This window comes from Pseudoalteromonas sp. SR45-6 (assembly GCF_014163545.1).
Classification (GTDB): Bacteria; Pseudomonadota; Gammaproteobacteria; order Enterobacterales; family Alteromonadaceae; genus Pseudoalteromonas; species Pseudoalteromonas rhizosphaerae.
The window spans coordinates 1-1580 of the sequence record NZ_JACJDM010000129.1 but is presented as its reverse complement, the minus strand read 5'-3'; the positions used below and the strand labels follow the sequence as shown (position 1 = coordinate 1580).

At 38.5% G+C, this 1580-nt stretch carries 3 protein-coding genes and 1 pseudogene; all 4 read right to left on the bottom strand.

Translation table 11 applies throughout. From position 1 onward, the window contains the following. A pseudogene (locus tag H5158_RS23555) lies at nt 1–536 on the bottom strand (hypothetical protein); the annotation flags it as partial. After that, nucleotides 520–948: a hypothetical protein gene (locus tag H5158_RS23550; RefSeq protein WP_259399481.1), complete on the bottom strand. Its 429-nt coding sequence runs from the start codon at nt 946–948 to the stop codon at nt 520–522. The gene H5158_RS23550 and the pseudogene H5158_RS23555, both read right to left, overlap by 17 nt. 73 nt (nt 949–1021) lie before the next feature. Beyond that, entirely contained in the window at nt 1022–1408 is a 387-nt protein-coding gene (locus tag H5158_RS22430; RefSeq protein ID WP_182719727.1) for a hypothetical protein, read from the bottom strand. Nucleotide 1409: 1 nt separating this feature from the next. Continuing rightward, nucleotides 1410–1580: peptidoglycan-binding protein (locus tag H5158_RS22425; protein ID WP_182740953.1), on the bottom strand; the 171-nt coding region annotated here is incomplete at its 5' end.

The window sequence follows — 1580 nt, the reverse complement described above, 5'->3', positions numbered from 1 at the left end:
TTATCTGAGAAAAAATAAGTATCTGCTTTTCTTGGTGATATAATGCGCTTACTGGGGTCCGATAAGTTAATCCAGTAATTTTGCGACGCCCCAAGACCTTCTGATAAAAAATAAATATAATCGCCAAAAGGGGATACTTTTAAATACTTCATCGTAAATTGAGTGTTAAAACCTAAATCGACTTTTTCTATCACATCGCCATTAAAGTCATGTAACCAGTATTTATTTTTTTTATCGGCTAAAAAGGTTTTGCCATCTGGCAATAAAAACAAGCCATTAGAGTAAATAATTGGCCGCTCAGTAAGTGTTTTAGTGGGTACGTGGTAGTTATAATGCTTACCACTGGCGTAAAAAATCACATTTTCACTGTCTTTGGTCCAATTAAAATGGGCATAGCCATAGCCTTCGCTCATAAAAATAAACTGCTGGGTTTTAGTATCCCAAAGCTCACGTGTGTAGCCAAGTTCATTGTTGTACATTGATATTGCGATATACCGATTATCTGGCGAACGCACCGGTTTATGACCATCGACCATATTCTTCCGTAAATACGCTTTCTGGAATAATCCTACGCCTGTCAGAGCCATCCATGCGCGCTGAAAACAACGTTTCTATACCTATCCACTCAACCTCAGCTCTAAATAAAATACGCGGAGTTGAAAACGTTTCTTCATCGCCATACACCTCATTGCGCACCTCTTTAGGCCATTCAGAGTGGTATGTGTGGCGATACGCCATTTTATCTTTACTAAATCGGCTGGGCTGTTCTTGTTCAGCCGTTTGTTTTTCTGGTGGTTTAACTTCACCGCCACACGCAGTTAATAGCAATGTAGTAATACTTAGTAATATCATGGCGCTGCTTCGCGCGCTTTTACTAAACGCCTTTATATTCGTTATGCTGTGTAAAAGCGGTTTAAATCGGGCTGTGTTTTCTGAGATTAATGACATGGGTAATCCTAGTATATATGGTGTGAATTTATTAATAGATTTATCTTATAAATCTATGTTATTTATAATAAATTCATTCATCATCTATATTAATGCTTGGCATTAATTCTGCTTGCGGTGTTTGACCACTCAACTGTGTATAAGGCACTCGTTCAAAGATATAAAAAGGCTCAGCCCCGTCATCTGGATCTTGTATTAAATTAAAAGTACCTTCGGTGGGAATTTTTTTAAACGTGAGCCGAACCCAATCTGTATCTACAATACGTCGATCACCTACAGAGCATTCTTGGCGCCAACAGCTTTCAACATGCTCAAGAATAACTTTCTCATTGAGCGGGTTTATTGGTTTAGCCGATGATTTAGTTAAATTTAACTGGTATGCAAAGGTGATTTTTGGCTCTGTAATATACTTTTTATTTCTATTATTAACTTGCATTGGCATGCACTGTGAAACACTCATATTAGCTCCCAAATACTTGCTGTAATTTTGCTTTGGTTTTCTTCCCTGCAATTCCATCTACTTCAAGGTCGTGCTCGTATTGAAAATCCCTCACACCGGCTTTAGTTTTTGCGCCGTTAACGCCATCAACTGTGCCACAGTCAAAGCCCAATAAATTGCAGCGTGCTTGCAC